We start from the raw sequence: 25477 nt of genomic DNA on the forward strand, positions 1-25477 counted from the left end.
GCCAAAGCTTGTGACAGACTGGACGATGGGGTGCTCTGCTACGCGCAGGTTAAGGAGGAGCCCGCGCAGCGGGCGGGGGGCACGGAGCGTAGCAGGGCGCCCCATCGTCCGTAGACAGCGGTGTTTTGAATTGCATTACAGTGGCAGTCCCATGGGCGAACAAGAGGTTCGCCGCCCATTTGGAACCCTGCCATGCAACCGCTACAACTTTTCGACACCGTGTCCAGCACCTATACCTACGTCGTCTTCGATGAGATCAGCCGTGACGCCGTCATCATCGACCCCGTAGACACCCAGGTGGAGCGCGACCTGGCGCTCTTGCGCCAATATGGGTTGAAGCTGCGCTGGACGGTCGAGACCCACACCCACGCCGACCACATCACCAGCGCCCACCTGCTGGCTGAGCACACTGGCGCCCAGACGGCGGCCCCCCAGGCCTGTGGCATCAGTACCGCGGCCCTGCAAATGGTTGACGGCGACCTGCTGCGCTTTGGCCGCGAAACGCTGTTGGCCCTGCACACCCCCGGCCACACCGCGGGCAGCATGAGCTTTGTGTGGCGCGACCATGTGTTCACCGGCGACACACTACTGATCAACGGCTGCGGCCGCACCGATTTCCAGTCGGGCAGCGCCGAAGCGCTGTACCACTCGCTGACCGAGGTGCTGTTCAAGCTGCCCGACGAGACCACCGTGTGGCCGGGGCACGACTACCAGGGCCGTACCCACTCCACCATCTCCACCGAGCGCAACTGCAATGTACGCGTGGCCGGCCGCACGCTGGAAGAATTCACCGCCGTCATGGCAGGCTTGAACCTGCCCAAGCCCAAACGCATGGAAGAAGCGGTGCCCGCCAACCTGAGCTCGGGCGTACGTCACGACGCGGACGGCGGTGGCGCCACCGCACCCCGCACTGCCGCCGGTTATGCCGGGGACGTGCCCCCTACCCAGGCCTACAACTGGTGGCAATCCGGCGAAGCGGTGCTGGTCGACGTCCGCACCGACGCAGAGCGCGAATGGGTGGGCTTTGTGCCTGGCGCGGTCGCCCTGGCCTGGAAGCAATGGCCGGGCATGGCCATGAACCCGGGTTTTGACGAGGGCCTGCGCGCGGCGGTTCCCGCGGGCAAGAAAGTCGTGCTGCTGTGCCGCAGTGGTGTGCGCTCCGTGGCGGCCGCCAAACGTGCAACCGAGTTGGGCCTGGAGGCCTACAACATCCTGGAAGGTTTTGAGGGCGATCCCGACACCCACGCCCAGCGGGGCAAGAAGGGTGGCTGGCGCCTGCGTGGCCTGCCGTGGCGCCAAGGATAATCCTGCACCATGACCTTTCTCGCGCTGGATATTGGCAATACGCGGCTCAAATGGGCACAGTACGCATCCCCCCGCCCCGACGCCGCCTTGCTGGCCCAGGGTGCGGAGTTTCTGGAGAACATTGACAAGCTGTCCGAAGGTGCCTGGCGTGGCCTCACCGCGCCCCACCACATCCTGGGCTGCGTGGTGGCGGCCGACGCCGTCAAACGCCGCCTGCAGGAGCAGATGGAACTGTGGGACGTAAGTCCGCAGTGGGTCGTAGCCAGCGACAGTGAGGCTGGCCTGCGCAATGGCTATGACCACCCCACGCGCCTGGGCTCGGACCGCTGGATTGCGATGATAGGCGCCTACCACCGCATGCTGGCCCAGGGCGCGCCCCGACCCATGGTGGTGGTCATGGTGGGCACGGCGGTCACGGTGGAGGCCGTGGACGCCAGCGGCAAATTTTTGGGCGGTTTGATCTTGCCCGGCCACGGCATCATGCTGCGCGCATTGGAGTCCGGCACGGCTGGCTTGCACGTACCCACTGGCGAGGTCAGCCTGTTTCCCACCAATACCAGCGACGCACTAACCAGTGGCGGTACCTATGCCATTGCGGGCGCCGTGGAGCGCATGGTGCAGCATGTGCGCGCCCATTGCGGGGCCGAGCCGATGTGCGTGATGACGGGCGGCGCAGGTTGGAAGATGGCGCCCCATATGTCCGTACCTTTTGAGCTGGTGGACAACCTGATTTTTGACGGGCTGCTGCAGCTGGCGGCCGTGCGGTTTCCGAGCTGAAGATGCCCCCCACGGTCGCTCACTGCGTGTAGCTCCCTGCCCCCCAAGAGGGCCGCGTTTCGCCTCGGGGCGGCCCAGCGGCGAAACCTAGATATCCAGAAGCTGGGAGAAGTCGGTATCGGTGGCGCGGCGACGTTCCACACCGACCACAGAACTGGATTCGAACATGTGGTCCACGATGGTGGCCTCGGACTCGCCCTCGCGCGGACCGGCCAGCAAGGCCCGGTCCACCATGCGCATCAGCAGCGTGCGGGCTACTTCGGGGCTTTCGCCATGCAGGTCAAACGTGGCATTGATGGTCAGGCGTACCGTGGTGAGGTCGGGTATCCGTTCGGCCACGCGCTGCACGGCGCCGGTGTCCTGCAGAACCACACCGCCTTCACCCACAAACAGGATGCGCGCCGGCACCTTGGGCGATAGCACGTGGGACAGGCCCTCGGTATTGACAACCAGCATGGTGCCGTTGGCAAAGTCCCGCGCCCAGGCGGTCTTGCCACCCTTGAAGCCACGGATCGTGAATCCGTATTCGCGGGGGGATACAAAAAACCGACCGGTGGAGTCCACGGCGGGGTCATCGACCTCCAGATCGTCGTGGATAAAGACGTAACGCACCACACCAGGAGAAATTTGCCGCTGGATGGCTTCAGGCAGATCCCCTGGTCTTTCGCGGGAAGTCAGTTCACTCCAACTCGTCACGGCATGGGTCCCTTTGCACTGGATAAGTCCGAATCATACTGAGTTTGTCGCGATGTCAATCGCTAGGCCAACCAGGCCTCGGCCAGCTTGACCCAGTAGGTGGCACCCAGCGGAATCAGGCTGTCATTGAAATCATAGCTGGGGTTGTGCAGCATGCAAGGACCGCCGCCATGGCCCATCTCGCGATGGGCGCCATCGCCATTGGCGATGAAGGCGTAGCAGCCGGGTTTGGCCATCAGCATATAGGCAAAGTCTTCGGCACCCATTGTGGGTTCCTGCGCGCCCACATTGTCTTCGCCGACGATGCTGGCCATGACCTTGCGGGCAAACTCTGCCTCCTTGGCCGAATTGATGGTGGGCGGGTAGTTGCGCACGAACTCGAACGTGCACTCCATGCCGAAGGCCGCGGCCGTGTGTTGGGCGATCTCGCCCATGCGCTGCTCGATCATGTCCAGCACCTCGATGCTGAAAGTGCGCACCGTGCCCTGCAGTTCGCAGCTGTCCGGGATCACGTTCGTTGCCTCGCCGGCGTGGATCATCGTCACCGAGATCACACCCGCGTCGATGGGTTTCTTGTTGCGGCTGATGATGGTCTGGAAGGCCTGCACCATCTGGCAGGCCACGGGCACCGGGTCCAGGCCGTTGTGCGGCATGGCTGCGTGGCCGCCCTTGCCGCGTATCGTGATCTTGAATTCGTTGCTGGAGGCCATGACCGGCCCGGCGCTGACGCCGAATTTACCGACCTCGGAGCCCGGCCAGTTGTGCATACCGAACACGGCCTCCATCGGGAACTGTTCGAACAGGCCGTCCTTGATCATTTCGCGGGCGCCGCCACCGCCCTCCTCGGCCGGTTGGAAGATCAGGTACACCGTACCGTCGAAATTGGCCTGTTTGGCAAACTGCTGGGCCGCCGCCAACAGCATGGCCGTGTGGCCGTCGTGGCCACAGGCGTGCATCTTGCCTGCATGCTGGCTGGCGTGGGCAAAGGTGTTGAACTCCTGCATGGGCAGGGCGTCCATGTCGGCCCGCAGACCGATGGCCCGACTCGACGTACCGGCCTTGACGATACCCACCACGCCGGTCGTTCCCATGCCGCGGTGAATAGGAATGCCCCAGGCCGTCAACTGGGCGGCCACTACATCGGCCGTGCGCTTTTCCTCAAAGCACAGCTCGGGATGTGCGTGGATATCGCGGCGGATGGCGCCGATGGCGGGCGCGGCGGCAACCAGTTCGGGAATAAGCTTCATATCAGTCGTATTGTTGGGGCGAAAAGCACATTATTACGCCGCAGGCTTTACGATGGCGGCCATGCACGATTCAACCACTTCCATCGCTATCCATCCGGCCCACGATGTGTTGGGCGCCTGCCCCCACGACTGCCCCGACACCTGTTCCCTGGTCACGACGGTGCAAGACGGCGTGGCCACCAAAGTACATGGCAACCCGGCCCACCCCCATACCGATGGCGCGCTGTGCACCAAGGTCTCGCGCTACACCGAGCGCACCTACCACCCCGAGCGTATCTTGCACCCGCTCAAGCGCACCGGCCCCAAGGGCTCAGGCCAGTTCGAACGGGTGACGTGGGATGCGGCGCTGAGCGACATCGCCAGCCGCTTGTCGGTAATTGCCGCCCAAGGCCCCGATGGCGCCCAGGCCATACAACCCTATAGCTATGCCGGCACCATGGGTCTGGTGCAGGCCGAGAGCATGGCGGCCCGCTTTTTCAACAAGCTGGGCGCGGCCTTTCTGGACCGTACGATTTGCGCCACGGCCGGCGGCGAGGGCGTCACCCAGACGCTGGGTGGCAAGGTGGGCATGCGGGTGGAGTTCTTTGCCGAATCCAAGCTCATCATCATCTGGGGTAGCAACTCCATCGCCAGCAACCTGCATTTCTGGCGCTATGCCCAGGTGGCCAAGCGCAATGGCGCCAAGCTGGTCTGCATAGACCCACGCAAGAGCGAGACCGCGGACAAATGCCACACCCACATCGCGCTACGCCCGGGCACCGACGCGGCGCTGGCCCTGGCCGTCATGCACGAGCTGATCGCCCACGACTGGCTGGACCATGACTACATCGCCCAGTACACGCTGGGCTGGGATGCCCTGCGCGCCCGCGCCCTGGAATGGACACCCGAGCGCGCGGCCGCCATCTGCGGCGTGGATGCTGAGCAGATCCGCGAGCTGGCACGCGACTACGGTGGCTGCTTCCAGCGCGGCGAGCCAGCCGCCATCCGCATGAACTACGGCCTGCAGCGTGTGCATGGCGGTGGCAACGCGGTGCGCGCCATTGCCTGCCTGCCGGCGCTGATTGGCGCCTGGCGGCACCGGGCCGGCGGTGTGTTGCTGTCCAGTTCGGGCATGTTCCCGGTGGACAAGGCCGCGCTGCAAAGGCCCGACCTGCTGGCCGGCCGCACGCCCCGCACCATCAATATGTCCACCATCGGCGACGACCTGCTGCGCCCCGCATCGCCCGAGTTTGGCCCGGCAATCGCGGCCGTCATCGTCTACAACAGCAACCCAGTGGCCGTGGCGCCGGAGTCGTCCAAGGTGGTCCAGGGCTTTGCCCGTGAAGACGTGTTCACCGTGGTGCTGGAGCATTTCCAAACCGACACCGCCGACTATGCCGACTACATCCTGCCGGCCACCACCCAACTGGAGCACTGGGACGTGCACCTGAGCTACGGCCACACCGACGCGCTGCTGAACCGCCCCGCCGTGGCGCCCGTGGGTGAGGCCAAACCCAACACGCAAATCTTCCGCGAACTGGCGGCACGCATGGGCTTTACCGAGCCCTGCTTTGCCGACAGCGATGAAGAGCTGTGCCGCGCCGCCTATGGGCCGACCATCGACTTTGAACTGCTGCTGCGCCAGGGCTTTGCCACGCTGCCCGTGGCCGAGGCCCCGTTTGCCCAGGGCGGCTTCCCCACCCCTTCGGGCCGCTGCGAATTTTTCAGTGCACGGCTGCAGGCCCAGGGCCTGGACCCGTTGCCGGCCTATATCCCCAACCACGAGGCGCCCGGCAGCTCGGCCCACTACCCGCTGGCCATGATCTCGCCACCGGCGCGCAATTTTTTGAACTCCACCTTCGTCAATGTCAAAAGCCTGCGCGACATCGAGGGCGAGCCCATCCTGGAAATCCACGCCGACGACGCCCAGGCCCGCGCCATCCAGAGTGGCGATGTGGTGCGCGTCTTCAACCAGCGCGGCGAGTACCACTGCAAGGCCAAGGTTTCGGCCCGCGCACGCCCCGGCGTGGTCAACGGGCTGGGCGTGTGGTGGCGCAAGCTGGGGCTGACGGGCACCAATGTCAACCAGCTGACCAACCAGAAGCTCACGGACATGGGCAAGGGACCCACCTTTTACGACTGTCTGGTGGAAGTGGCTTTGGCCAAATAGGCCGGTAGCCCTCGTCAAATCTGCACATGTCGCTATCAATTTAGGACTTTAACCACAGCTCTCGGCTTTGGCCGACAGCGGCTACTTGCCGGGAACGGCTGTCAGCTCCACCTGGTCCAGGCGCACAAAGACCAGCCCCTTGCGCAGCAGTTGCAACAGCCCGGCGGACAGGCCTTCGGCCGAGTCGGATGCGGGCTTGTTCATGTGGGCGATGATGACGTCACCGCCCTGCACCCGCTCCAGCCGCTTGGCGATAGCGGCCTTGCGCAGCGTGGCGCCCGCGTCCGCATTGACCGAGAAGCCGGCGATGCCATAGCCCATGCGCTGGATCTCGGCTGCAGCCTCGGCGTCGTACACCGCGGTGGCGCCGCGGTACCAGTGGGGTGCCACGCCGATACGGGCCTCAATGGCCCGCGCGCCCTCCAGCACCTCGCGACGCAGGTGCACCAGGTCGGGCTCGCCGGGTATGCCATAGACCTTGCGCCCGGCACCAATGACGGCCGGTATGTGTTTCTCACCGTGGTCCTCGACATCGAAGAGGTCCAGGTTCGCTTTGATGACCGAGACGCCGTAGGCATTGCGGTCCAACCACGTCTTGGTGGCAAAGATGGTGGCCGGTATGCGGTTGCGTACCAGGAACTGGATCAGGTCGTCGTCATAGGCGCCGGAGCAGGCGTCCAGCGTCAACGCCACGCGGTTGTTGGCAGCATTGGCACGCGGGGCCAGGCGGTCGTGGATCTCGACCGGCATGGCCGGTGCGGCCTGCACAGGCAAGGCCATCGCCGCCAGGAGACTCGCCAACACCACCGCTGCCGCTGCGGCAGCGGCAGCGGCCCGCAGGGTGCGCAAGGGTTTGCAGTGTTCGCGAATCAAGCGGGCTTGACATCCATGTGGTACAGGCCCCAGGGGCACAAGCCAAAGCGCTGCTTCAGCGGCAGGTCTTTGAATTCGGCAATGTTGTCGGCATCGTAGACCGCCCACTGCGGGCCCAGGCCGCCCAAGGCCAGGGGTTGGCCATCGATGTGCGTGGCCAGCACCATGCGGTAACGCCGGATGTCGGCTAGGCTGACCGCCACGTTGTAACCGTCAACCGCGCGCAGGCCCACCAGCACGGAACTGCTGGGCGCGACACCGGCCGATTCCAGCACCGTACTGATCAAGGGGCCTGACAGCGTGTGGACCTTGGCATCGTATTCCAGCGTGGGTTTGATCTGTACGGCTGGCAGGCGCTGCAGGGCCGCTGCGTCCAAGGCCAGCGCCTTGTCAAACTGGATGCCGTGCTTGGCCATCATCTGGTCCAGCGCGGGGTCCAGCGGGCCGCGGTTGCCCCGCGTCAACGCCGCGCCGCTGATGGTCAGCAGCGTTGGCCCCTTGCTGGGCGCGGCGGCAGCCTGCGCGCCGGCTACCGGCAAGGCACCCAGCACCGCGGAACGTGTCAAGAAATCACGCTTGTTCATCAGCAACTCCCCTAGAGAAAAAAGACAACAGAAAAACTACTGCGAAGGCAGGCGCCCGCGGGTCTGCACGTGTTGCACCAGGCCATCGCAGACATCCTCCACCAGATCCAGCACATGCTCAAAACCCTGGCCACCGCCATAGTAGGGGTCAGGTACTTCTGCGGCTGTGTGCGTGCGGCAAAACTCGGTCAGGCGGCGCAGTTTGTGGTGGTGGGTGCTGGGGCAGCGCTCTTGCAGCAGGGCCAGGTTGTCACTATCCATGGCCAGTATCAGGTCGAATGTTTCAAAGTCTGCGCTGCGGACCTGCCGCGCGCGCAATGCAGACAGGTCGTAGCCGCGGCGCAAGGCATGTTCTTGCGAGCGGTCATCGGGCGGGCTGCCAGGGTGGAAATTGTGGGTGCCGGCTGAGTCGATCTCTATTTGGGCGCTCCACGCCAATTGGTTGACCTGGTGCTGGAACACGCCGTGCGCCGTGGGGCTGCGGCAGATATTGCCCATGCAGACAAAGAGAACGCGGTAGGGTTTCATGCGGTGGGCGGCGGGTCTTGCAATCAAGAAAATCATTCTAGCCACGCACCGTGTCCGCACAGCACCGTCGCGACCAAGACTTGTTCTTGTACAGTGCGGGGGTATGCCATCCCCTTGCAACACTGCGCCCTCACCATCACTTTGCACGACTGCATGGTCTTTCCGTCGACTAGCGTGCTGGCTGTGCGCCAGTTGCACCGTGGCGGCGCTGGTAGGCTGTGGCACGGCGCCGATGGCGCGCGGCCCAGGTGGCTACGCCGATGGTGTGGAAGCCCCGTCGCGCCTGACGCCCGAACAGGCGGGTGACGTCACCATCTACGCCATTGGCCTGGTGGGCACGCCCTACCGCTATGGCGGCAACACGCCGCAATCGGGCTTTGACTGCAGCGGCCTGATTGGCCATGTCTACCAGACCCGCGCCCAGGTAACGCCGCCGCGCACCGTGGCCAAGCTCAATGGCTGGGGCAACCCGGTAGCAGCCGATCGCATTCGCTCCGGTGACCTGGTGATTTTTGCCCAGCGCGACCAGGTCACCCATGCCGGTATCTATGTAGGCCAAGGCCGCTTCGTGCACGCGCCGTCCACCGGCGGCGAGGTGCGGCTGGACTATCTGAACTCCAAATACTGGGCAGCCCAGCAGGTGGCGTTTCGACGCCCTTGACGAAGCGGGGTTGGCAGGCGGCCAAGTTGGCTGTCAACGCATCACCGGTTTCAGGCGTTAGGCTGGGGTAGCGGAGAGCTATCCCTATGAAAACCATCGCCAAATCCCTTACCGTCGCCCTGATCACCGCCTCCATCACTTGCAGTGCTTTGGCGGACGGCCACCGAGGCTATTACCCACAAGGCCCGCACCGGGGCTACCAGGGCCGTAGCCACGACTCCGGCTGGGTCGCTCCCCTATTGTTCCTGGGCTTGGCCGGTGCAGTGATCGGCGCAGCGGCCGCCAGCCAGCAAAGCGCTCCGCCTCCCCAACCCGTCTATGTGTCGCCTGCACCAGCACCCGTCTACGTGCAGCCCGCGCCCGTGTATGTGCCCCCGCCAGTCAGCATGCCGGCAGCGCCAGCGCAACCGGCCAATGCCTGGTATTTCTGCCGCTCGGTCGGCCAGTATTACCCATACGTCCAGCAGTGCGCCGAAGGCTGGCAACTGGTCTCGCCCACGCCACCGCAATAACGGCGACCTGACAGCGCTCCGCTATCGCAATGCGGCGGCGGCCTCGGCTTCCTCCGCATAGTCGGCCACAAACTTCAACCACGCCCGTTCCACGTCGGCCCGCGCAGTGCGCTTGCCTTCTGCGACATCGACAATGTCTTGCTGGGTGCTGTTCAGCGGTTCGATCTGGTGCTGCACCAAGGCTCGCACATACTTGCCGTAGTGGTGCAAGAGGTAGGCTTCCATCGGCGTGTAGTGGCTACCCAAGGTTTGCGCAAAGCCGCCCTGGTAGAAGAACTGCATGTGGCGTTCGGAGTACTGCGTTTTGCGACCATCCAATTGGGCCAGCACATAGCTCACGGCCTGCGGGTCTTTGAGAACACCGGCGTGCGAAGCCTCAAACCCCACCACCGCCTGCGCCTGTTGCTTGACGCCTGCCACCATCTGGCTGGACACCGGCACCACGCCGTCGCTCGCCTCCGCGCCTTTGAAGACATTGGGGTTGCCGAAGGCATAGACCAAGGTGTGCGACACGCCGGTTGGCAAGGGCTTGCGGTAGAGCTGGCTGATGAAGCCGCTGGACGGACGCAGGTCCCGCCACGACGGCAGCACCAGCAAACCATTGCGCGCGCCCGACTCTGCAGAGGCCATGCCGCCAAACGGCGAAGCCAGGCTGATGAAAGTGATGTCGCCGTGCCCCGAGTCACCAAGGCGGTTCAACGCCTCGCGAACGACCAAGCCGCCCATGCTGTGCGCCACGATGACCACGGGTACGTTCTCATCCAGCGGTATGACTTTGCCCGACAGGAAGATGGTGTGGAAGAAGTCCGCCATCTGGTTCAGGTCCCCGCCCGAGGGGTAATGAAAAAACCAGGGCTTGAAACGCGTGCGGTCCATGCGGTCCACGATGGCACTGAACTCGCGCGCGCTGCCGTCAATGCCGTGCACAAAGATGACGGGGATCTTGTAGCCAATGTCCTCCTCCAGCGCGTAGAACATGGTCCCCGCTTTCTCCAGAAAGGCGGCCGGATGGTACATGCCCAAAGCAGACATGTCGCGGTCGAACAAATGGTCGTCCAACGAACGGATGGTGTTCGGCGGGAAGAACAAGGATTGCTGCAGCGGCGCCGCCTTTTCGACCGGCAACCGTACCGGCCAGCCCAGGGCCGGCTGCGCCCCCGTACCCGTGATCTCCAGATCGACATTGCCCTTGATCCTGGATGCGTCTGCGTCCGCGGACAGATTCAGGCTTTCCCGCGCCGCCACCTCGTTGGCCTCGAACACACCGTTGCCGTCGCGATCGGCAAAGACCACCAGGTCGTAGCGACCCGGCGGCAGGTTCAGGCCATAGTGCGCACCGGGCGTCAATTGGTGCATGGCATCGACCAGCTCGTGCTGGTGGAAGCGATCAGAGAAAGCGGCGATGCTCAGGGTCTGGCCGGTCGGGACGACCGCATCCGCGGTTATTTTTCCGTAAACAAAATAGGTCTCGCGCTCGACCATGTGCTTCAAATTCAGCATGGACGGTTGGGTCGCCTGGATGCGCGCGTACTCGGCCTGAATGACCGTGTTCTTGACGAAGGTGCACGACGGGAGCGACAGCGATAGCAGCAGGAGAGCAATAGACGGTAGGCGCATGGTGCCGGCATTCTCGCAAACACACACGACAGCCTTCTTACACCGCCCCGCCATTCGGCACCCCGCAGGCCGCCCCATGCATGCGCGGCAGCGCGCGGATGGGGCGCAGTGGTCCGGGCTATTTGCTACGGCCGTACTTGGCCGTGAAGCTCGCCTTCTGCAGGGTGTTGGCGTTGATCATGAAGCCCGCCAACGCGGCCGTGGCATCGGCCGGGATATCCAGCTTGTCGGTCTTCAGCGCATGCACCGTGAAGATGTAGCGGTGGGGCTTGTCCCCCTGCGGTGGGCAGGTGCCGCCCCAGGCTGCAACGCCATAGTCGATGCGCACATGGGCCGCACCCGCCGGCAGGTTGGCACCGCCGGCTGCGCCCGCGTCGGCCTTCAACTCGCTCACGCCGGCGGGGATGTTGATCACCGACCAGTGCCACCAGCCCGAGCCGGTGGGTGCGTCGGGGTCGTAGACGGTGACGGCAAAGCTTTTGGCATCCTTGGGCGCGCCGGTCCAGCGCAGGGCTGGCGACTTGTTCTCGCCCGTGCAGCCAAAGCCGTTGAATTCAAACTTTTTGTCGATCATGGCGCCGGCCTTGATCTCAGGGCTGCTGAGTTGGAAGCCAGCGGCCTGGGCCAGGCCGGCCGTGCCGAGCAGTGCGGCAGTGCATACAACGGTCTTGAGGAATGGGATTTTCATAGGGCCTCTCTGAAGAAATGGTGGATGACGAAGGAGGCCGAATGATTGCACCCATTTCCAATGGCCGCTAGCCCAATTGCACCAAATGCTGTGCGCCAGCGCGCAAGGGCGGCCGCAGGTGGGAAGGTGCAAACCCGAAGCGCTCGCGAAACGCCGCGGAGAAGCGGCTGTGCGAGGCATAGCCGCAGCGGTAGGCAATGTCGGACACCGGCTGCGCCGTGGTCTGGAGCAATAGCAGAGCCGTTTCCATGCGGACCTCGCGGATGCAGTCGCTCAGGCTGCAATCCTCCAGCTCCAGCCGCCGCCGCAAGGTGCTGGCGCTGAGGTGGAAGTTGGCCGACAGCTCGGCAACGGTCCATGCCGCATCCGGCCGCTGCGCCACCATGCGCCGCACACGCTCGGACCAGGTCAGGGCCGATGCCTGCGCAAAGACCACGCCGCGCTCGGCCAGCATCAGCAGCAACTCCAGCAAGCGGTGCTCACTCAGCGCGGCCGAGGGTTGTGAGGTGGTGTTGTCCAAGGACGCAAAGGTCCGCACAAAGACCTCTTCCAGCGCCGGATCGGACACCATCCTGGCGCAGGATTGCAAGGGCATGTGCCCGGCAAACTGCGCAAAGCGCTCGTGAAAGCGCTCCGTCAAAGCAGGCGCCAACAACAGCACCCGTGCCACATAACGCCCCTGCGGCGCCGTGCCATTCACCATGTCCCACTGGGTGCCACGGGCGATCAGAAAGAAGTCGCCGGTCTGGTATTGCAAACGCTCCCCGGGGCGCAAGAGCTGCTTGCTGCCGGAGGCGACATAACCAATCATGTCGTCGCGCACCATGCAGGTACGCACGCGGTGGCGGACGGTGGAGCTGAGGGTGTGGGCGGACGTGGGGGCGGTCATCGGGCTGGGATACCTTGCATGGAGGTGGGTATCTACGACAGTTGGATCTGCTGCCATGTGCCAGAGATGTTCTCAACATACCCAAATCGGGTTAATTGACCTGGTTTCACCGGCAATTACAGGGAAATCTGCCTCTAGCCCTCGCCATATATGCACATATTGCTACGAATTTGATAGCGATGCATTGCTTGCAGGCAACAAGCGGTGGTGCGGCTGGCGGGGATCGAACCCACGACCCTTGGCTTCGGAGGCCAATACTCTATCCACTGAGCTACAGCCGCACGGCTGATCTGTTGAGCAAATCAACAACGGGTATTTTCGCACAACCCTGAGAGGCACTTTGAATAGCCGCCCCGGCCGCGCCCCATGCGGGACATGACCCGGGCTCTCACCAAGCCCTAGGGCCTCACTTTGTTGACCTGCAGCGTGATGCCCTTGCTGCCCACTTTGACCGTTTGCACGGCCGAGATCAGGTCACCTGCCTCAGGCTGGGCCATGCCGGATTTGGAGACTCGCGCCTCGATCTCCACCTCGCTGGCCGCAGAGATGCGGGCCTGCGGGCTCATGGACAGCGAATCGTCCAGCGTGAACTTCAAGGGCAGCGTCGATGCCGAGGTGCGCAGCACCGCTACCGGCATGCGGGTGCCGGGCACACGGGCAATCACCAGCAAGGTGTCGTTAGCGGTGGTTTTGGCTTTCAGGGCCGCGTCCAACTCAACAACGCCACTGACGCTAGCTGCCGCACCTGCCGCAGCTGGCTTGGTTGCAACCCCTTCGGTAGCGGCCATTACCGGAGCCTTGTTGTTGCCGCCACTGGCCGCAGCAGGCGCCGTTTTTCCCAGCGCCGCATAAGCGGCCGCGAGCGACTCTTGCAACATGCGCGCATCGTCCGTATCCGGCTCGACCTGGGGCGTCAGGCGCTCCCAGATGCGGATGGCGGCCTCGAACTGGTTGGCGCGGAATGCAGCCGCACCGGCCAGCCACTGGGCCATGGCGTTTTGCGGGTCTACCTGCAGCGCCTTGGCGATCAACTGCGCCGGTTTGCCGCTGAAGTTGCCGTTGGCATTGCTGGCAGCCAGCTCCGCGTAGATGGCCAGCAACTGGGCGTCGTTGTCCACAAAGGAGCCCGCGCGGGCAAAGGCTTGCTCGGCTTCCTGGTTGCGCCCCAGCATCTTGTAGGAGCGCGCCAGCATGGCCCAGCCTTGCAGATTGGAGGGGTCTGCTTCCAGCTTCTTGGCCAAGCCTTCGACCAGGCGATTCATGTCCTGTGCGGTCACAGGACGCTGGGGGCCGTTCGGGTCCAGCGTAGCCGGGGCGCCCAGCAGCGCATACAGCGCGATGGCCACGACCGGCAGGCTCAGGCCCACCACCCACATGGTCTTCTTGGGCGCACGGGCACTGGACCTGTCGTCGGTCGCCTGCGTGTCGTCGATGACCCGGCGCTGCAGCTCTGCGCGGGCTTGCGCGTAGTCCGTTTCCGAGATCATGGCCTCGGTAAGGTCCCGCTCCAGGCGCTCCATTTGCTCGCGGTAAATAGCTGCGTTCAATTCGCGCCGCGAGACAACACCTGTGGCCGAGGTTTTCCACCAGAACGGGCGAAACAACAGGGCCAGCACCAGCACCATGGCCAGTGCGCCCAACATCCAAAAGCCCGTCATGCATCACCTTCCTGCAGCAGCGCTTCGGCGCGCTTGCGTTCTTCGTCGCTCAAGCCCGCGGGGGGCGCCTCCACGTTGCGGCGGCGCAGGTAGAGGAACAAGGCCACCACGCCCACCAGCATCAAGCCAAAGGGGCCGGCCCACAGCAGCCAGGTTGTGGGTTTGACGGGGGGGCGGTAAAGCACAAAGTCGCCATAGCGGCTGACCATGAACTCACGGATTTCGGCATCGGTCTTGCCCTGCTTGATCAGGCTGCGCAATTCGCGGCGCAGGTCCATGGCCAGATCGGCGCGCGAACCAGCAAGTGATTCGTTCTGGCACACCAGGCAACGCAACTCTTCCGAGATGGCGATCAGGCGCTGCTCGACGGCAGGGTCTTCGGCCAGCGGAGTGGCTTCCTTGGCCACGGTGCTGGTGCAGGCGACCAGCGCCAGCAGCAGAGCGTAGATGTACTTCATCATCATGGTCACGATTTCTTCAATTCGTTGATCAGGGGAATGATGGTCTGCTGCAGCGCGTCTTCGGTGATAGGGCCGATGTGCTTGTAGCGGATGACCCCAGCCTTGTCGATGACATAGCTCTCGGGCACGCCATACACACCGTAGTCAATGCCCACGCGCCCATCCATGTCGAAGGCGGTCAGGTCATAGGGATTGCCCGAGCGCTTGAGTACACCCATGGCCTCCTTACGCTGGTCCTTGTAGTCCAGGCCGATCAGCGGCGCGACCTTGGCGCGGGCAAAGGCCATCAGCACCGGATGCTCTTGCCGGCAGGCCACGCACCAGGAGGCCCACACATTGAGCACCCAGACCTTGCCCTTGAGGTCATCGGGCGAAAACTGCGCATCGGCCTGCTCCAGCTGCGCGATCTTGAAAGCCGGCGCGGGCTTGTTGACCAGGGGCGACGGCACCTCGCGCGGGTCCAGGCGCAGGCCCACGGCCAGGAAGCCGACCAGCACGGCGAACAGCCCCAGGGGTATCAGCGTCTTGGCGTTCATGCCGCAGCCCCTTTTGCCAGACCGGTGTCGGCCACGCGGGCCTTCACTTTGAGCCGGTAGCGGCGGTCGGCCATGGCCAGCACACCGCCCAGGGCCATGAACACACAACCGCCCCAGATCCAATCGACAAAGGGCTTGAAGTAGACGCGCACCGCCCAGGCCTGGCCTTCCAGCGGCTCACCCAGGGATACGTACACATCGCGCGTGAAGCCAGCATCGATGGCGGCTTCGGTCATCGGCATCGTCGATGAAAAGTAGTTGCGCTTTTCGGGGTACAGCATATGCACGGCACCGCCATTGCGGCTGACCTCAAAGCTGCCCCGCGCCGCGCTGTAGTTGGGGCCAGGCACATCGTGCACGCCCAGCATCTTGAACTGGTAGCCGCCCACCAGCACGGTGTCGCCGGGCTCCATGCGCACGTCCTGCTCTTCCTGGAAGCCGCCCACCATGGTGACGCCAAACACAAAGACGGCGATGCCGAAGTGACCCAGGTGCATGCCCCAGAAGGAGGCTGGCGGCATGCCGGCCTTGAGCCGTCGCGCCACTTGGATGACGCCCGAGGCCGCAATCCACACCGCCAGCGCAAAGCCCAGGCCGGTCAGTACCGTCCAGCCGCCCATCAGGCTGGGCAGGGCCAGGCCGGCCACCACGGCCAGCACGCCGGGAATCCACATGCGCAACGCAATGTCTTTGATGTCGACTGTCTTCCAGCGCGCCAGCGGCACAGCTGCCATCAGGAACAACACCGGCGTCATGATGGGCACGAACACGGCATTGAAATAGGGTGGCCCCACCGAGATCTTGCCCAGGTGCAGGGCGTCAATGATCAGCGGGTACAGCGTGCCCAGCAGGACCGATGCGCATGCCACGACCAGCAGCACATTGCCGACCAGCATCAAGGACTCGCGCGACACCAGCGCAAAGGTGCCGCCCAGGGCCACCTTGGGTGCGCGCCACGCAAACAGCGCCAGCGATGAGCCCACGACCAATACCAAGAGCACCAGAATGAAGATGCCGCGCCGCGGATCGGTGGCAAAGGCATGCACCGATGTCAGCACGCCGGAACGCACAAGGAAGGTGCCCAACAGCGACAGCGAAAACGCACCAATCGCCAGCAGCACGGTCCAGCTCTTGAAGCTGCCGCGCTTCTCGGTCACGGCCAGCGAATGCAACAGAGCCGTGCCTAGCAGCCAGGGCAGGAAGGACGCGTTTTCCACCGGGTCCCAAAACCACCAACCGCCCCAGCCCAGTTCGTAATACGCCCACCACGAACCCAGCGCGATGCCCAGTGTCAGGAAGACCCAGGCCGCGGTAGTCCACGGGCGCGACCAGCGCGCCCAGGCCGCATCCAGACGGCCCGACAGCAGCGCCGCAATGGCAAAGGCAAAGGCCACCGAGAAGCCCACATAGCCCATATAGAGCATGGGCGGGTGGAACACCAGGCCGGGGTCTTGCAGCAAAGGATTCAGGTCGCGCCCGTTGTCGGCTGCAGGCAGCAGGCGACTGAAGGGGTTGGATGTGAACAGCACAAACAGCAGCAAGCCTGCGGTCACCAGGCCCAGCACGCCGATGACACGGGCCACCATGGCATCGTCCAGCGTGCGGGAGTTTTGCGCCACGGCCACGGTCCAGCCGGACAGCATCAGCACCCAGAGCAACAGCGAGCCCTCATGACCGCCCCACACCGCGCCAAAGCGGTACATGGTGGGCAGTTGCGCATTGGAGTGCTCCGCCACGTACTGCACCGAGAAATCGTTGGTGTAAAAGCTCCAGGCCAGGGCGGCGAAGGCGCTGGCCATCAACAGGAACAGCGCCTGGGCTGCGGGCCGCGCCAGCAGCATCCATTCACGTCGTCCGGTTTGCGCGCCGGCAATGGGAAAAATGCCCTGCACCAACGACACGCACAGTGCCAGTATCAGGGCGAAGTGGCCGAGTTCAGGGGTCATGGTGTGCTGCTGCCTTTGCTTTTTTGCGCTTTGTCCAGCGCGTCTTTCGCCGCGGGTGGCATGTAGTTTTCGTCGTGCTTGGCCAGCACTTCGGTGGCGATGTATTCACCGCCGGTGTTCTGCTTGACCTGCACCACGGCGCCTTTGCCCTCTTTGAACAGGTCGGGCAGGATGCCGGTGTAGGCCACCGGAATGTCTTGCACCATATCGGTCATCACAAAGTGCACGGTCAGGTTGTCGCGCTTGAGCGACCCCTCCTTGACCATGCCACCAATCCGAAATTCCCGCAGCTTGGGTGCCTTGCCGGCCAGCACTTCGCTGGGCGTGACATACAGCGCAATATTGCTGTTGAGCGCGTTCAGCACCAGCGCGGCAGCGATGCCGATGGCTGCCAGTCCGCCACCGATGATGGCGGCGCGTTTTTTCCAACGTTTCACGGGTTGTTGTCCATTTCCATGTGTTCGGCCGCGGCCTGCCTGCGCAAGGTCCGCACAATCAGGGTGTGACGCTTGGCGATCAACAAAGGTTCCACAACAAAGGCCAGCGCACAAGCGCCAAAGCTGCCCCATACATACAGGGCATAGCCGCCCATGGCGAGAAAATCGGACGCAGAGTTCCAGATCATGGCTTGACCTCCTGCAATTGGCGGACCCAGTCGGTATGCGCTTCACGCTCGAGCACGATGGCGCGCGCGCGGGTCAATGCGACGGCGATGGAATACATCCACAGGCACAGCGCCATCAGCAGCATGCCCCACAGCATGGTCATCGCCATGGATGGCGACTTGGTCAGCGACACCGACGAGCCTTGGTGCAGCGTATTCCACCACTTGACCGAGAAATAGATGATGGGCACGTTGACCACGCCCACCAGCGCCAGGATGGCGCCCGCCTTGTCGGCCCGGCGTGGGTCATCAATGGACGCCTGCAGCGCGATGAAGCCCAGGTACAGAAAGAACAGGATCAACTCGGAGGTGAGGCGCGCGTCCCACACCCACCAGGTGCCCCACATGGGCTTGCCCCAGAAGGCACCGGTCCACAGCGACAGGAAGGCCATCAGCGCCCCGGTGGGCGCCAGCGCCTGGGCCATCATGCTGGACAGGCGCGCATTCAGCGACAGGCCCATCGCCGCCCAGGCAGCCATGACCATGTAGATGAACATGGACATCCACGACGTGGGCACGTGGATGAAGATGATGCGGTAGCCCTCGCCCTGCGTGGCGTCGGTGGGCGCCACAAAGAAACCCAGGTACAGCCCGGCGATGCCAAACACCGCGGTCAGCACCCAGAACAGCGGTATCAGCTTGCCCGCCAGCGGGTAGAAGGCCTGGGGGCTGGCGAACCGGAACCAGTTGATCAATGGCTTACTAGTCATTCCAATGCAATCCTCACGGCAGCCGTGGCAGCCCACGGCGCAAAAAATGCGGCCAACACCAACAGCGCGACCAATAGCGACAAATGCCCCTGCGCGCCCAGGCCCGCCAGGTGGGACTCCACCGCGCCGGCCCCGAAGATCAGCGCCGGCACATACAGCGGTAGCACCAAGAGGCTCAACAACACGCCACCGCCGCGCACACCCAGCGTCAACGCGGCACCGATGGCGCCGATCAGCGACAGCAGCGGCGTGCCCAGCAACAGGGCCAACATCAGCACGCCCAAGGCGCTGGCATCCAGGTCAAACTGCAGGCCCAACACCGGCGCGATCAGCACCAACGGCAGACCGCTGACCAGCCAATGCGCAGCGATCTTGCCCAATACCAACCATACCAGAGGCGTTGGCGACAGGGCCATTTGCTCCAGCGTGCCATCGGCATAGTCGGCCGCAAACATGCGCTGCAGACCCAGCATGGTGGCCAACAAAGCGCCCACCCACAGCACGCCGGGTGCGATCTTGCGTAAGAGCGCTGGCTCCGGGCCAATGCCCAGCGGAAACAGGCTGCTGACAATGACAAAGAAAAACAGCGCGGTCAGCACCTCGCTCTTGCGCCGCATCACCAGCAACAGGTCGCGGCGCAGCGTGGCCCACATGGCGTTCACAGCTGCACCACCTGTCCGCCGTCCAGCGGCACAGCCTGGTGGCTGGTGATGACGGCCATGCCGCCGCCGGCCAAGTGCTCACCCACCAGTTGGGCCAACAGGTCGACGGCCTTGACATCCAGTGCCGTGAACGGCTCATCCAGCACCCACAGCTTGGCTTGGCGGGTGGCCAGACGGGCCAGCATGACACGGCGCTTTTGCCCTGCGGACAGCACGCGCACCGGCAGGTCTTCGCGGCCCTTGAGCCCAAAACGCGCCAAAGCGGCCAGGGCCTGGGTCTCGGACAGGGCGGCGGCGTCCATGGCTGCGGAAAAGGACAGATTCTCCAGCGCACTCAGATCTTCCTTCAGCGCGCCTTGGTGGCCAAAAAAGATGCGGTGGCGGCGGTAGTCAGACTCTGCGCTGTGGATGGAGTGCCCGTCCCAACGGATTTCGCCGGTAGCGGGATGCGACAAACCGGCCAACAGCCGCAGCAGGCTGGTCTTGCCCGCGCCGTTGCCGCCCCGCACGTGCAGCCACTGGCCCGCCTCCAGCGCGAGATCCAGTTGGGCAAACAGTCGGCGTTCGCCGCGCACACAGCTCAGACCATGTGCACTCAGCATGAAACGAATTTGGAAATCACAAGTTGGAAAAAGCCTTGCCAGGGCCTTGTGGCGCGCCCCTCGGCAGGGGAAGGGCAACGGCCCCCATTGTAATCAAGCCACCCTGCAGCACCGGCCGGCAAATGCGGGCTTTGCGGGCGGCTTTGGCCCGCAAAAGAGCGGCTTTGGACGGCTTGCGGCGCCAGTCTGGCTGAACCGGCCCGTTATAATCGCCCGTTCTTTCCGCGAGCGCATCCGACATTTGAGGACCCCATGAGCAATAACAGCAACGCACCCGGCCACGACGACGAAGCCCACACTGGCCCGATCAAAACCCCCAAGCAACTCTTGCTGGCCGTGCTGTATTCCTTTGTGGTGCCAATTTTCCTGATCATCGGCCTGGTGCACTATGTGACATCGGCCAACAAGCCGATGGCAGGCTCCGCAAATATGGAAAAGTCTGTTGGGGAACGCATCATGAAGGTCGGCCGCGCTGAAGTTCGCGATGCCAACCGCCCCATGAAGTCCGGCGAAGACGTATTCAAGGCCCAGTGCACGACCTGCCATACCGCTGGCGTGGCCGGCGCACCCAAGTTTGGCGATGCTGGCGCCTGGGCTCCACGCATCAAGACGGGCATGGAAGCCCTGCTGCATTCCGCCATGAAGGGCAAGGGTGCCATGGGCGCCCAAGCCGGTGGCGACTTTGACGATTTTGAAATTGCCCGCGCCGTGGTTTACATGGCCAATGCTGGCGGCGCCAAGTTCGCCGAGCCCGTGAAGGCTGCTGCACCCGCTGCCTCCGCCGCAAAACCCTGATTTCCTTTGGCCAAGTCCAATTAGCCGGCCCTTGTGGCCGGCTTTTTTATTGGGGGTGCCATTTAGGCCAAGGCGTTTTTGGTCAACTGGGCTCTAGCCCTCGTCAGATTTGGATGTAACGCTACTTTTTTTGTAGTGGCTTATGCGCCAGCGCTGGGCTGACCACATAGCCGTAGCGCGCGGCCAGCGCATGGCGCTCCACACTCTGCACCTTCCACAGCCCGGTTTCCACCGCTTGGGCGGCCAGCGCCACATCCTGGGTGTGGACCAGACCAAAGCCCAGCGGGGTTTCCAGGTACAGCCAACCCTGCTCGTCCGTCAGGCAGGCCGTGCAGACCGTGGGTTCGCCGGTATGGGTTTGCACGGAGTGGTCGGCCTGCACCCGCCAAATCCACGGGGTGGCGGCCAACTCCACATAGACGCGCTGGGGGCCATTCTGGAAAAACCAGCGGCCTTGTTCGTCGGCCATGTAGTTGCGGTTGATGAAGGCGATCAGCTTGTCGTGCAGTAGCAGTGAGCCCTTGGCGGCGGGCGGGCCATCGGCAAAGGGGCCCAGCGACTGGGTCCGGTCGTCGCGCATATACCAGTTGCCACGGGCATCCAGGCCCAACCAGCCATAGCAGTCCGGCACATTGGGCCACTTGGCCATGGCCTGTTTGACGATGTCATCCATAAGGCGTGATTCTCGGCTATCTGGCCGCGTGGCGCAGCAGCCAACCGCCCACGGCCTCGGGCATGGCCCGCACATGGGCGGGCGGGCGCCCCTGCGGGAAGCCCACATGGCCGCCGTGCGCGGGCTGCCACAGCGTGACATGGGAGCCCACCTCTTTTTGCGCCGGCAGGCTGGACGCCGGCACAAACGGGTCGTTCAAGGCATTGACCACCAGGGCCGGAATCTTGATCTGTCGCAGGTGGGGCTTGGCCGAAGCCCGCAGCCAGTAGTCTTCGGTGTTCTTGAAGCCGTGCACCGGCGCGGTGAACACGTTGTCGAAGGCGTAGAGGTCTTGCGCCTGCAGCATGGCGTCGCGGTCGAACAGGCCCGGGTGCTGGGCCAGCTTGCGCAGGGCCTTGGGCTTCATTGTCTTCAGAAACATGCGGGTGTAGACCAGGCGGTTGAATCCCTTGCCAATGGCATGGCCACCGGCCGCCAAGTCAATCGGCGAGCTGACGGCCGCCACGGCCGAGGCCACGGCACTGGCTGAGGCACCCATCTCCTGCGCCCAGCGCAGCAAGGCATTACCCCCCAGCGAGACGCCCACGGCGACGATAGGGCCGCTGTGCCGCTGGCGAAAGCGCTGCAGCACCCAGCCGATCTCGGCATGGTCGCCCGAGTGGTAGGCCCGCGGCCCCAGGTTCAGCTCGCCGCTGCAGCCGCGGAAGTGCGGCACGGCATAGGCCATGCCGTGCATGCGGGCAAAGTCGGCAAAAGCATGGGCATAGTGGCTGGCCGATGAACCCTCCAGGCCGTGGAACAGCACCAACAGGGGTTGTGCTGCGGGTGCTACAGGGCTGCCGACGGGTGCGAACGTGTCTGCGACCTCAAGGTGATCCACATCGATGAAATCCCCATCCGGCGTGCTCCAGCGCTCACGCCGGTACTGCGGCAAGCCACCCTGCACCACCCGGCGTGCGTACAGGGCCGGCCAGATGGTTTGTAAGTTGCCACCCGGCAGCCAGGCGGGTGCTACATAATTCATAGCTGTATGTGCAGTTGATTCGAGGGTTAGCGCCCTGTTTCCTTCAATGCAGTATCTGCGGAGCCTGGTTGATCTCTTGCACTTCGTCCTGGGTGCCGGGGCTGGCGTGGTGCAAGACCAGCCGCCAGCCGCGCGGCGTTTGGTGGTAGACGTTGGTGGCCAGCACAAAGGCATGGGCCGGGCCCTCGCTAGTCATCACCTCGATGCGCTCCAGCACATTGTGCACCGCGCTGCCCATGGAGCCCACGCGGCGCACGGATTCGGCTTGGACCTGGATGGAACCTTCATGGCCGAAGATGGCCTCAAACGCCGCCCGTATGGCCAACGCGCCCACCACGCGGGGCCCGCCGGGGTGTATGCACAGGATGTCTTCGTCATCGGCCCAGCAGGCCATCAGCTTTTCAATGTCCGCCGACTGCAGGGCTTCGTAGAAGCTGGCCTCCACCTCTTCGGGGGAGCCGCTGAGGGCGGCGGCGCGTTGGCGGGCTTTGGGCATGGGCGTTGGGGGTGTAAGGGCCGGTGTTCCATTTTGCCCCGTTTATTGGGGCTTCATTTATGGGGCTTCTTTGGCGCACTTGATTCCCTTCCGCCGTATCCCCATGTATGCTCTGCCCCTCAATCCCTTGGAGATGTCCCGATGAAGATTTGGATTTTGGCCCTGCTGGCCGCAATGTCCCTGACCGGCTGCGGCTACAACGACTTTCAGCGCCTGGACGAACAAACCAAGTCGGCCTGGAGCGAAGTGCTGAACCAATACCAGCGCCGCGCTGACTTGGTACCCAATATCGTGGCCACCGTCAAAGGTGAGGCTAATTTCGAGCAGGAGACGTTGACCAAAGTCGTGGAGGCCCGCGCCAAGGCCACCGCCATCCAGGTGTCCCCCGAAACCCTGAACAACCCCGAAGCCTTCAAAAAATTCCAAGCCGTACAAGGCGAACTCAGTGGCGCCCTGAGCCGCCTGATGGCTGTCAGCGAACGCTACCCCGATTTGAAGGCCAACAAGGGTTTCAGCGACCTGCGCGTGCAGTTGGAAGGCACGGAGAACCGCATCACCGTGGCCCGCAACCGGTACATCCAGGCCGTGCAAGACTACAACGTGCTGGCGCGCAGCTTCCCTAGCAACCTGACGGCCATGGCCTTCAGCTACCAGCCCAAACCCGCCTTTGCCGTGCAGAACGAAGCCGCCATCACGGCGCCACCGGTCGTGGACTTCGGCAAGAAGTAAGCTGCATCCACCATGCTGACCCGCTGGCTATCCGCGCTGCTGCTGGTCTTGTGCTCCTGGGGTTTGCAGGCCCAGGACCTGCAGCCTGTGCCGGCGCTGAGCAGCCATGTGGTGGACACAGCGGGCGCATTGGATGCTGCACAACGGCAAGCGCTGGATAGCAAGCTGGCCGCGTTCGAGGCCAGCAATGGTGCGCAAATCACCGTGCTGCTGGTCCCAACAACCCAGCCGGAAGACATAGCCAGCTATGCCAACCGCGTGGGCAATGCCTGGAAGATCGGACGCAAGGGCATAGGCGACGGCCTGTTGGTGGTCGTCGCCAAGGATGACCACAAGCTGCGTATCGAGGTAGCCAAATCGCTGGAAGGTGCCATACCCGACCTGGCGGCCAAGCAAATCATCGACGGCGCCATCGCGCCCCGCTTCAAACAGAATGACTATGCCGGCGGTCTGGATGCCGGCGTGGACCGCATCATGGCCCTGGTCAAGGGCGAGGCATTGCCAGCCCCCGCTTCCGCCGGCAACGCCCACAGCGCCACTGGTAGCGGCCCCGAACCGGGCTTCCAGTGGCAGGACCTGTCGGTCTTTCTGTTCATTGGCGTGATCTTTGGAGGGGCCGTGGCGCGCCGCCTGCTCGGCACCAAGCTGGGCGCCCTGGTCACAGCGGGAGCCGTGGGTTTCATCGTCCATGGCATCACCGCCAGCCTGCTCATTGCCGGTCTGGCGGGCCTGTTTGCGATGCTGATGACCCTGCTGTCCGGTTTGGGCGGCCGCCGTAGTGGCGGCGGTGGCAGCAGCACGGGTTGGACGGGCTCCCATTCCACAGGTGGTGGTGGGTGGAGTTCAGGGTCTGGCAGCAGTGGCGGCGGCGGGGGATTTAGCTCCGGCGGTGGTGGCGACTTTGGTGGCGGCGGCGCCTCGGGAGACTGGTGATGGCGGGTACTTCACTCTGGCAACGCATCACCCGGCTGGTACGCCACCGCTGGATGGACGAGGCCCACCGCGTCTTGCCCCCAGCCATGTTGCAACGCCTGGCGCAGCAGGTCACCGGTAGCGAGCGCCAACATACGGGCGAGATCCGCATTTGCATAGAGGCCGGTTTGCCCAATAGCTACCTGTTGCGGCCAGACACGCTGCCAGCCATCACCCGCCAGCGCGCGCTGGCCCAATTCGGCAAGCTGCGCGTCTGGGATACCGAGCACAACAATGGTGTGCTGATCTATTTGCTGCTGGCCGAACGCCATATCGAATTCGTTGCGGACCGTGGGCTGAATTCCTACGTCAGCCCCGAGGTTTGGCAAGACATGCTGCGACGCTTGGCAGAGGCCTTGCGCAAGGGTGGTTTTGAAGAAGGCCTGTCGCTGGCCCTGGCCGATGTGTCAGCCGTGCTGGTTGCGCATTTTCCATTGTCGCCCGGGCAATCCAGGCCCAATGAGTTGCCCGATTCGCCTGCCTTGGTATAGGCCCCGGCGGCGCAGACCTTGTGCCGACTTTTCTGCTGACCCTACAAAAAAACAAAACCACCCGAAGGTGGTTTTGCGCGCTAGTGCAAAGCGTTTACTTTTTGAGGCGGTATTTACGCAAGGCCGCGATCTCAGCTGCAATCACGTACAGCTCGGATGCAATCTTGGCTTGGTCAATCTCGCTCTTCGCATTCTTCAGGGCTTCTTCGGCCGCTGCCTTGGCCTCGTTGGCCTTTTCTTCGTCCAGGTCCTTGCCACGGATAGCCGTGTCAGACAGAACCGTTACGCAGTTCGGCTGCACTTCCAGAATACCACCAGCGACGAAGACAAATTCTTCGCTGCCGTCAGCCTTCTCGATGCGCACCGAACCAGCCTTGATGCGGGTGATCAGGGGCGTGTGGCGGGGATAGATGCCGAGTTCGCCGGCTTCACCGGGCAGTGCCACAAATTTGGCATCACCGGAGTAGATGGACTCTTCAGCACAGACCACGTCAACATGGATGGTGTTCATGGTGTTCCTAATCAGTTGAGG

The 25477-nt window shown here is 63.8% G+C and carries 30 protein-coding genes, 1 tRNA gene and 1 pseudogene; 10 read left to right on the forward strand and 22 right to left on the reverse strand.

Features of this window, described 5'->3' with window-relative positions; genetic code table 11:
• Positions 1-192 precede the first annotated feature (192 nt).
• From AC07OO_RS14775 to AC07OO_RS14785, 3 genes and pseudogenes are all read left to right on the forward strand, one after another.
• Positions 193-645: pseudogene (locus AC07OO_RS14775) on the forward strand (MBL fold metallo-hydrolase); the annotation flags it as partial.
• Between the two features lie 210 nt (positions 646-855).
• The gene (locus AC07OO_RS14780) at positions 856-1305 is read left to right on the forward strand and encodes a rhodanese-like domain-containing protein (RefSeq protein ID WP_495083355.1); all 450 of its coding nucleotides are present in this window, start codon (positions 856-858) and stop codon (positions 1303-1305) included.
• A gap of 9 nt (positions 1306-1314) precedes the next feature.
• The gene (locus AC07OO_RS14785; RefSeq protein WP_495082856.1) at positions 1315-2082 is read left to right on the forward strand and encodes a type III pantothenate kinase; all 768 of its coding nucleotides are present in this window, start codon (positions 1315-1317) and stop codon (positions 2080-2082) included.
• A gap of 87 nt (positions 2083-2169) precedes the next feature.
• On the opposite strand, the gene AC07OO_RS14790 is transcribed toward AC07OO_RS14785, so the two are convergent.
• Together AC07OO_RS14790 and AC07OO_RS14795 are read right to left on the reverse strand one after the other, a co-directional pair.
• Entirely contained in the window at positions 2170-2778 is a 609-nt protein-coding gene (locus AC07OO_RS14790) for a hypothetical protein (protein WP_495082857.1), read from the reverse strand.
• A 62-nt stretch (positions 2779-2840) separates the two neighbouring features.
• The gene (locus AC07OO_RS14795) at positions 2841-4025 is read right to left on the reverse strand and encodes a M20 aminoacylase family protein (protein ID WP_495082858.1); all 1185 of its coding nucleotides are present in this window, start codon (positions 4023-4025) and stop codon (positions 2841-2843) included.
• A gap of 61 nt (positions 4026-4086) precedes the next feature.
• Here AC07OO_RS14795 and AC07OO_RS14800 point away from each other — a divergent pair, with 61 nt between their 5' ends.
• Positions 4087-6174 carry a molybdopterin-containing oxidoreductase family protein gene (locus AC07OO_RS14800; RefSeq protein WP_495082859.1) on the forward strand — a complete coding sequence of 696 codons (2088 nt, stop codon included), beginning with the start codon at positions 4087-4089 and terminating at the stop codon, positions 6172-6174.
• An 81-nt stretch (positions 6175-6255) separates the two neighbouring features.
• On the opposite strand, the gene AC07OO_RS14805 is transcribed toward AC07OO_RS14800, so the two are convergent.
• From AC07OO_RS14805 to AC07OO_RS14815, 3 genes are read right to left on the reverse strand one after another with little or no spacing between them, the layout of a single operon-like run.
• Entirely contained in the window at positions 6256-7047 is a 792-nt protein-coding gene (locus AC07OO_RS14805; protein ID WP_495082860.1) for a polysaccharide deacetylase family protein, read from the reverse strand.
• Positions 7044-7631, reverse strand: a complete 588-nt coding sequence (locus AC07OO_RS14810; protein ID WP_495082861.1) for a putative pterin-binding protein — start codon at positions 7629-7631, stop codon at positions 7044-7046. The genes AC07OO_RS14805 and AC07OO_RS14810 overlap by 4 nt, the downstream gene beginning before the upstream one ends.
• 36 nt (positions 7632-7667) lie before the next feature.
• Positions 7668-8159 carry a low molecular weight protein-tyrosine-phosphatase gene (locus tag AC07OO_RS14815; RefSeq protein WP_495083356.1) on the reverse strand — a complete coding sequence of 164 codons (492 nt, stop codon included), beginning with the start codon at positions 8157-8159 and terminating at the stop codon, positions 7668-7670.
• A gap of 232 nt (positions 8160-8391) precedes the next feature.
• Here AC07OO_RS14815 and AC07OO_RS14820 point away from each other — a divergent pair, with 232 nt between their 5' ends.
• Together AC07OO_RS14820 and AC07OO_RS14825 are read left to right on the forward strand one after the other, a co-directional pair.
• Positions 8392-8820: a C40 family peptidase gene (locus AC07OO_RS14820; RefSeq protein ID WP_495083357.1), complete on the forward strand. Its 429-nt coding sequence runs from the start codon at positions 8392-8394 to the stop codon at positions 8818-8820.
• 86 nt (positions 8821-8906) lie between these two features.
• A complete protein-coding gene (locus AC07OO_RS14825; protein WP_495082862.1) occupies positions 8907-9332 on the forward strand; it encodes a hypothetical protein in 426 nt (141 codons plus the stop codon).
• A gap of 21 nt (positions 9333-9353) precedes the next feature.
• On the opposite strand, the gene maoP is transcribed toward AC07OO_RS14825, so the two are convergent.
• The 13 genes from maoP to ccmA form a co-directional block, all read right to left on the reverse strand.
• Positions 9354-10949 (reverse strand): DUF413 domain-containing protein, encoded by a 1596-nt coding sequence (gene maoP / locus AC07OO_RS14830; RefSeq protein ID WP_495082863.1) that lies wholly within the window; start codon positions 10947-10949, stop codon positions 9354-9356.
• A 118-nt stretch (positions 10950-11067) separates the two neighbouring features.
• On the reverse strand, positions 11068-11631 hold the full coding sequence (locus AC07OO_RS14835) for a YbhB/YbcL family Raf kinase inhibitor-like protein (RefSeq protein ID WP_495083358.1): 564 nt from the start codon (positions 11629-11631) through the stop codon (positions 11068-11070).
• 73 nt (positions 11632-11704) lie between these two features.
• Entirely contained in the window at positions 11705-12526 is an 822-nt protein-coding gene (locus AC07OO_RS14840) for a helix-turn-helix transcriptional regulator (RefSeq protein WP_495082864.1), read from the reverse strand.
• Between the two features lie 205 nt (positions 12527-12731).
• Positions 12732-12807: transfer RNA gene (locus tag AC07OO_RS14845), tRNA-Arg, on the reverse strand.
• Between the two features lie 117 nt (positions 12808-12924).
• Complete coding sequence (gene ccmI, locus AC07OO_RS14850; RefSeq protein ID WP_495082865.1) at positions 12925-14184, reverse strand: c-type cytochrome biogenesis protein CcmI; 1260 nt, start codon at positions 14182-14184, stop codon at positions 12925-12927.
• Positions 14181-14642 carry a cytochrome c-type biogenesis protein gene (locus AC07OO_RS14855; protein WP_495083359.1) on the reverse strand — a complete coding sequence of 154 codons (462 nt, stop codon included), beginning with the start codon at positions 14640-14642 and terminating at the stop codon, positions 14181-14183. The genes ccmI and AC07OO_RS14855 overlap by 4 nt, the downstream gene beginning before the upstream one ends.
• Before the next feature lie 8 nt (positions 14643-14650).
• Positions 14651-15181 carry a DsbE family thiol:disulfide interchange protein gene (locus tag AC07OO_RS14860; RefSeq protein WP_495082866.1) on the reverse strand — a complete coding sequence of 177 codons (531 nt, stop codon included), beginning with the start codon at positions 15179-15181 and terminating at the stop codon, positions 14651-14653.
• The gene (locus AC07OO_RS14865) at positions 15178-17127 is read right to left on the reverse strand and encodes a heme lyase CcmF/NrfE family subunit (protein WP_495082867.1); all 1950 of its coding nucleotides are present in this window, start codon (positions 17125-17127) and stop codon (positions 15178-15180) included. The genes AC07OO_RS14860 and AC07OO_RS14865 overlap by 4 nt, the downstream gene beginning before the upstream one ends.
• On the reverse strand, positions 17124-17564 hold the full coding sequence (gene ccmE / locus AC07OO_RS14870) for a cytochrome c maturation protein CcmE (RefSeq protein ID WP_495082868.1): 441 nt from the start codon (positions 17562-17564) through the stop codon (positions 17124-17126). The genes AC07OO_RS14865 and ccmE overlap by 4 nt, the downstream gene beginning before the upstream one ends.
• Positions 17561-17752 carry a heme exporter protein CcmD gene (ccmD, locus tag AC07OO_RS14875; RefSeq protein ID WP_495082869.1) on the reverse strand — a complete coding sequence of 64 codons (192 nt, stop codon included), beginning with the start codon at positions 17750-17752 and terminating at the stop codon, positions 17561-17563. Before ccmD ends, ccmE begins: the two co-directional genes overlap by 4 nt.
• The gene (ccmC, locus tag AC07OO_RS14880) at positions 17749-18501 is read right to left on the reverse strand and encodes a heme ABC transporter permease CcmC (protein ID WP_495082870.1); all 753 of its coding nucleotides are present in this window, start codon (positions 18499-18501) and stop codon (positions 17749-17751) included. Before ccmC ends, ccmD begins: the two co-directional genes overlap by 4 nt.
• Positions 18498-19154 carry a heme exporter protein CcmB gene (ccmB, locus tag AC07OO_RS14885; RefSeq protein ID WP_495083360.1) on the reverse strand — a complete coding sequence of 219 codons (657 nt, stop codon included), beginning with the start codon at positions 19152-19154 and terminating at the stop codon, positions 18498-18500. The genes ccmC and ccmB overlap by 4 nt, the downstream gene beginning before the upstream one ends.
• A 5-nt stretch (positions 19155-19159) precedes the next feature.
• On the reverse strand, positions 19160-19765 hold the full coding sequence (gene ccmA / locus AC07OO_RS14890; RefSeq protein ID WP_495082871.1) for a cytochrome c biogenesis heme-transporting ATPase CcmA: 606 nt from the start codon (positions 19763-19765) through the stop codon (positions 19160-19162).
• A 252-nt stretch (positions 19766-20017) separates the two neighbouring features.
• On the opposite strand from ccmA, the gene AC07OO_RS14895 reads away from it, so the two are divergent.
• The gene (locus AC07OO_RS14895) at positions 20018-20560 is read left to right on the forward strand and encodes a c-type cytochrome (protein WP_495082872.1); all 543 of its coding nucleotides are present in this window, start codon (positions 20018-20020) and stop codon (positions 20558-20560) included.
• 121 nt (positions 20561-20681) lie between these two features.
• Here the strand turns inward: AC07OO_RS14895 and AC07OO_RS14900 are convergent, their stop codons facing one another.
• Genes AC07OO_RS14900 through AC07OO_RS14910 form a run of 3 tightly spaced genes read right to left on the reverse strand, consistent with a single transcriptional unit; the run spans position 20682 to position 22753 of the window.
• On the reverse strand, positions 20682-21233 hold the full coding sequence (locus tag AC07OO_RS14900; protein ID WP_495082873.1) for a DUF2946 family protein: 552 nt from the start codon (positions 21231-21233) through the stop codon (positions 20682-20684).
• Positions 21234-21249: 16 nt separating this feature from the next.
• A complete protein-coding gene (locus AC07OO_RS14905) occupies positions 21250-22257 on the reverse strand; it encodes a YheT family hydrolase (protein ID WP_495082874.1) in 1008 nt (335 codons plus the stop codon).
• Between the two features lie 43 nt (positions 22258-22300).
• A complete protein-coding gene (locus AC07OO_RS14910; protein ID WP_495082875.1) occupies positions 22301-22753 on the reverse strand; it encodes a YybH family protein in 453 nt (150 codons plus the stop codon).
• 141 nt (positions 22754-22894) lie between these two features.
• On the opposite strand from AC07OO_RS14910, the gene AC07OO_RS14915 reads away from it, so the two are divergent.
• From AC07OO_RS14915 to AC07OO_RS14925, 3 genes are read left to right on the forward strand one after another with little or no spacing between them, the layout of a single operon-like run.
• On the forward strand, positions 22895-23482 hold the full coding sequence (locus tag AC07OO_RS14915; RefSeq protein ID WP_495082876.1) for a LemA family protein: 588 nt from the start codon (positions 22895-22897) through the stop codon (positions 23480-23482).
• Between the two features lie 12 nt (positions 23483-23494).
• Positions 23495-24415, forward strand: a complete 921-nt coding sequence (locus AC07OO_RS14920; RefSeq protein ID WP_495082877.1) for a TPM domain-containing protein — start codon at positions 23495-23497, stop codon at positions 24413-24415.
• A complete protein-coding gene (locus AC07OO_RS14925; RefSeq protein ID WP_495082878.1) occupies positions 24415-24945 on the forward strand; it encodes a TPM domain-containing protein in 531 nt (176 codons plus the stop codon). Before AC07OO_RS14920 ends, AC07OO_RS14925 begins: the two co-directional genes overlap by 1 nt.
• A gap of 94 nt (positions 24946-25039) precedes the next feature.
• Here AC07OO_RS14925 and AC07OO_RS14930 read toward each other — a convergent pair whose 3' ends face one another.
• Positions 25040-25456 carry a F0F1 ATP synthase subunit epsilon gene (locus tag AC07OO_RS14930; protein ID WP_495082879.1) on the reverse strand — a complete coding sequence of 139 codons (417 nt, stop codon included), beginning with the start codon at positions 25454-25456 and terminating at the stop codon, positions 25040-25042.
• Positions 25457-25477: the final 21 nt, after the last annotated feature.

It is taken from the genome of Rhodoferax sp. GW821-FHT07G04, assembly GCF_059418585.1.

Excerpts from the sequence above, each read along its gene's own strand:
- AC07OO_RS14785 (WP_495082856.1), top strand. The coding sequence starts at position 1,315 with ATGACCTTTCTCGCGCTGGATATTGGCAATACGCGGCTCAAATGGGCA.
- AC07OO_RS14795 (WP_495082858.1), bottom strand. The coding sequence starts at position 4,025 with ATGAAGCTTATTCCCGAACTGGTTGCCGCCGCGCCCGCCATCGGCGCC.
- AC07OO_RS14800 (WP_495082859.1), top strand. The coding sequence starts at position 4,087 with ATGCACGATTCAACCACTTCCATCGCTATCCATCCGGCCCACGATGTG.
- AC07OO_RS14810 (WP_495082861.1), bottom strand. The coding sequence starts at position 7,631 with ATGAACAAGCGTGATTTCTTGACACGTTCCGCGGTGCTGGGTGCCTTG.
- AC07OO_RS14815 (WP_495083356.1), bottom strand. The coding sequence starts at position 8,159 with ATGAAACCCTACCGCGTTCTCTTTGTCTGCATGGGCAATATCTGCCGC.
- AC07OO_RS14820 (WP_495083357.1), top strand. The coding sequence starts at position 8,392 with ATGGCGCGCGGCCCAGGTGGCTACGCCGATGGTGTGGAAGCCCCGTCG.
- AC07OO_RS14825 (WP_495082862.1), top strand. The coding sequence starts at position 8,907 with ATGAAAACCATCGCCAAATCCCTTACCGTCGCCCTGATCACCGCCTCC.
- maoP (WP_495082863.1), bottom strand. The coding sequence starts at position 10,949 with ATGCGCCTACCGTCTATTGCTCTCCTGCTGCTATCGCTGTCGCTCCCG.
- AC07OO_RS14840 (WP_495082864.1), bottom strand. The coding sequence starts at position 12,526 with ATGACCGCCCCCACGTCCGCCCACACCCTCAGCTCCACCGTCCGCCAC.
- ccmI (WP_495082865.1), bottom strand. The coding sequence starts at position 14,184 with ATGACGGGCTTTTGGATGTTGGGCGCACTGGCCATGGTGCTGGTGCTG.
- AC07OO_RS14855 (WP_495083359.1), bottom strand. The coding sequence starts at position 14,642 with ATGAAGTACATCTACGCTCTGCTGCTGGCGCTGGTCGCCTGCACCAGC.
- AC07OO_RS14860 (WP_495082866.1), bottom strand. The coding sequence starts at position 15,181 with ATGAACGCCAAGACGCTGATACCCCTGGGGCTGTTCGCCGTGCTGGTC.
- AC07OO_RS14865 (WP_495082867.1), bottom strand. The coding sequence starts at position 17,127 with ATGACCCCTGAACTCGGCCACTTCGCCCTGATACTGGCACTGTGCGTG.
- ccmD (WP_495082869.1), bottom strand. The coding sequence starts at position 17,752 with ATGATCTGGAACTCTGCGTCCGATTTTCTCGCCATGGGCGGCTATGCC.
- ccmC (WP_495082870.1), bottom strand. The coding sequence starts at position 18,501 with ATGACTAGTAAGCCATTGATCAACTGGTTCCGGTTCGCCAGCCCCCAG.
- ccmB (WP_495083360.1), bottom strand. The coding sequence starts at position 19,154 with ATGTGGGCCACGCTGCGCCGCGACCTGTTGCTGGTGATGCGGCGCAAG.
- ccmA (WP_495082871.1), bottom strand. The coding sequence starts at position 19,765 with ATGCTGAGTGCACATGGTCTGAGCTGTGTGCGCGGCGAACGCCGACTG.
- AC07OO_RS14895 (WP_495082872.1), top strand. The coding sequence starts at position 20,018 with ATGAGCAATAACAGCAACGCACCCGGCCACGACGACGAAGCCCACACT.
- AC07OO_RS14900 (WP_495082873.1), bottom strand. The coding sequence starts at position 21,233 with ATGGATGACATCGTCAAACAGGCCATGGCCAAGTGGCCCAATGTGCCG.
- AC07OO_RS14905 (WP_495082874.1), bottom strand. The coding sequence starts at position 22,257 with ATGAATTATGTAGCACCCGCCTGGCTGCCGGGTGGCAACTTACAAACC.
- AC07OO_RS14910 (WP_495082875.1), bottom strand. The coding sequence starts at position 22,753 with ATGCCCAAAGCCCGCCAACGCGCCGCCGCCCTCAGCGGCTCCCCCGAA.
- AC07OO_RS14915 (WP_495082876.1), top strand. The coding sequence starts at position 22,895 with ATGAAGATTTGGATTTTGGCCCTGCTGGCCGCAATGTCCCTGACCGGC.
- AC07OO_RS14920 (WP_495082877.1), top strand. The coding sequence starts at position 23,495 with ATGCTGACCCGCTGGCTATCCGCGCTGCTGCTGGTCTTGTGCTCCTGG.
- AC07OO_RS14925 (WP_495082878.1), top strand. The coding sequence starts at position 24,415 with ATGGCGGGTACTTCACTCTGGCAACGCATCACCCGGCTGGTACGCCAC.
- AC07OO_RS14930 (WP_495082879.1), bottom strand. The coding sequence starts at position 25,456 with ATGAACACCATCCATGTTGACGTGGTCTGTGCTGAAGAGTCCATCTAC.